We start from the raw sequence: 2845 nt of genomic DNA on the forward strand, positions 1-2845 counted from the left end.
GCGCAGACCCCACATGCTCGAGTACCTCGAGACGCCCCCGGACCTTCTGCACCACCTGCACGGCCACCGCGCCCGAAGCCGTCCTCACCTTCCGCACGTAGGCCATAGAGCAACGCTACCCGTTAGTGCCCCACCCCACCCCCAAAACCACCCATCACCCCAGGTCACAGCCCCATACGACGGCGAAACCCGAATCGATGTCCTAAGTCAGGACCGACCGCCAGATCCGCTTGGAGTAGATCAGCTCCGTCTTGTAGAGGCCATTCACGGTCTCGGCCAGCGCGTTATCGTAGCTATCGCCGACCGTGCCGACCGAAGTTTTCAGGCTCTTCACAGATGACGGTGTAGTTCGGTTCTGAATCCTCCGGTGTCCAGCAGCGATCGGATGACGTAGTGGGCGAGGTTGCGGAAGCCCAGCGCGGTGCCGCGGAGGTGCTCGAGCCGGCTGTTGATCGCCTCCGTGGGGCCGTTGCTGGTGCCGGGGTGGTCGAAGTAGGCCAGCACGTCCCCGGCCCGGTGTTTCAGGGTCCGACCAAGGGTGATCAGCTCTTTGAGCTGCTTGGGTACTCCCTCGGTGAGGTCGTCTATCACTGCCTGCAGAGCCTTCTTTCCCGCGGCGCGGTCGGGGTCACGATACGCGGCGACGATGCGCTGGTAGATGCCCCAGGTTGCTTCGACCTCGACGTGCGCATCGCTGGCGAACACGGCCCTCAGGCGGGTGGTCTGCTTGTCGGTGAGCAGGTCCGCTCCGGTGTGCAGTACTCGGCGGATGCCGTAGAGCGGGTCTGCGGACCGGCCACGATGACCGAGGGTTGCCTGCTGGACGCGTTGGCGGCACTGATCGACCTTCTCGCCAGCCAACGCGACGACGTGGAACGGGTCCATCACTGCGGTCGCCTCGGGCAGCTCCTGGGCGGTCGCGGTTTTGTAGCCGGAGAATCCGTCCATCGCAACGACCTCGACCCTGTCCCGGAACTCTGCGGTTTGAGGGCTCTTCACATCTGAGGGTGGATCGTCCCGGGGATGATGGAGGCAGTGAAGCCACGGAAAGGACTTCTCTGTATGCCTGCACCACGTAAGTATCCCGATGAGCTGCGCGAGCGAGCGGTTCGCATGGTCCTGGATGCTCTTGACGATGACTCGACCTCTCAGCGTGGAGTGTTCCGCCGGGTCGGGGAGCGGCTGGGGGTGAACCCCGAAACGCTGCGCGGCTGGGTGCGTCAGCGCCAGATCGACGCTGGTGAGCGACCGGGGACCACCACGGTGGAGACCGAACGGATTCGAGAGCTCGAGCAGGAGGTCCGTGAGCTACGCCGAGCGAACTCGATCCTGAGAACAGCGTCGGCTTTTTTCGCGTCAGTACCAGACTGAGGACGTCCCGGCGGGGCTGGCTCGTTTTTTCGCTGTCCTTCGTGGCTTGTCCTCGATGTGCCGTCCCGCCGGGGCCCGCGGTGCTGGAGGTGGGCGTGGCCTGATAGGAGCCTGCTGGTTCGAATGCCCCACTGAGGCGTGCCCTCCCGCGTTCGGCACCGCTGCTCGAGCAGTAACCGACCTGTGGAAGGGACTGTCATGACTGTCGTCGGAATCGACGCTCACAAGGACTGGCACACGCTCGTCGCGGTAGACGAAGTGGGACGCAGAATCAAGGAGCTCACGGTCGAAGCACGTGCCGCCGGGCACCGGAAGATCATGACCTGGCTGGAAGCCTTCGAAGACGTCACTGTCGCGGTCGAGGACTGTCGACACCTGACTCGTCGGCTCGAGGCGGACCTGCTCGAGTCCGGCCATCGAGTCGTGCGCGTGCACACCAGGCTGATGGCTGGCATGAGGCGCAGCAGCCGCGAGCGCGGGAAGTCGGACCCCATTGACGCCGAGGCCGTGGCCCGGGTGGCACTGCGCGAAGAGGGCTTGCCGACCGCTGAGCTGCCGGGCGCTTCCAGGGACATCAAGCTCCTGTCAGACCATCGCAGGACCCTGGTCGCCCGGCGCACTGCGATGCAGTCCAAGGCTCGCTGGTTCCTCCATGAAATCGATCCTGAACTGGAGATTCCCTCCCGTGCGCTGCGCCGATACCACCTCTTGGACGAGCTGATCGAGTACCTGGAGCCGGTCGAGGGGGCGGTCGCCGAGATCGCTCTCGACCTCCTGGTCGATATCCGAGAGCTCACCGTCAGGATCAACGCACTGGAGAGCCGCCTGAGCCGACTGGTGCGGTCAAGTCATCCCTCGCTGGTCGCCGTGCCGGGCATGGGCACCTTGGGCGCAGCGATGATCATCGGCGAGACAGCGGGAATCACCAGGTTCCGTTCCCGCGACGCCTACGCGAGATTCAACGGCACCGCGCCGATCCCAGTCTGGTCAGGCAACAAGGTCCGTGTTCGCCTCTCGCGTGGAGGGAATCGCACGATCAACACCGCCCTGCATATGGCAGCCCTCACCCAGATCCGGATGGGCGCTGAAGGCGCCGCCTACTACGACAAGCTCATCGCCGCCGGCAAGACTCGTAAAGAGGCGCTACGGCTGCTACGACGTCGACTCTCGGACCGCGTCTACGCGGCACAGCGAGCCGACGTGGTCCCCGCCGTCCAGGCGCCTGCGAGTGATGGTCCATTGGAGTCGCCGACGATCGAGGAACCCGCTTCCTCGATGACGCTCATAGCCGCCTGAGCGCTCGCACTTGACATAGGAGCATCGCGGAGCTCGACCGCCCCGGTGCGAGGGCTTGTCAATCCCTGTGTGTAAGGGGTGTGATGCGGGTTACAGGTAGGGTTCGATTCGTTCGGGGTAGACGAGGGCGAGTTGGCCGAGGGCGGCCTTCCAGTTCGTGGTTACCGATCCTTCGATG

3 protein-coding genes and 1 pseudogene are annotated in these 2845 nt (G+C 64.7%); 2 read left to right on the forward strand and 2 right to left on the reverse strand.

What is annotated here, in order from left to right:
- Positions 1 to 202: 202 nt before the first annotated feature.
- Together MU407_RS14405 and MU407_RS13785 are read right to left on the reverse strand one after the other, a co-directional pair.
- The gene (locus tag MU407_RS14405) at positions 203 to 334 is read right to left on the reverse strand and encodes a hypothetical protein (protein WP_281507946.1); all 132 of its coding nucleotides are present in this window, start codon (positions 332 to 334) and stop codon (positions 203 to 205) included.
- A pseudogene (locus tag MU407_RS13785) lies at positions 331 to 975 on the reverse strand (ISL3 family transposase); the annotation flags it as partial. The pseudogene MU407_RS13785 and the gene MU407_RS14405, both read right to left, overlap by 4 nt.
- An 87-nt stretch (positions 976 to 1062) precedes the next feature.
- Between MU407_RS13785 and MU407_RS13790 the strand changes: the two are divergent.
- Both MU407_RS13790 and MU407_RS13795 read left to right on the forward strand, forming a co-directional pair.
- A complete protein-coding gene (locus MU407_RS13790; RefSeq protein WP_246958345.1) occupies positions 1063 to 1371 on the forward strand; it encodes a transposase in 309 nt (102 codons plus the stop codon).
- A 198-nt stretch (positions 1372 to 1569) separates the two neighbouring features.
- Entirely contained in the window at positions 1570 to 2667 is a 1098-nt protein-coding gene (locus tag MU407_RS13795; RefSeq protein ID WP_246958348.1) for an IS110 family transposase, read from the forward strand.
- The last annotated feature ends 178 nt before the right edge of the window (positions 2668 to 2845 follow it).

This window comes from Brachybacterium sp. Marseille-Q7125 (genome assembly GCF_023062615.1).
In the GTDB taxonomy this organism is placed as follows: Bacteria; Actinomycetota; Actinomycetes; order Actinomycetales; family Dermabacteraceae; genus Brachybacterium.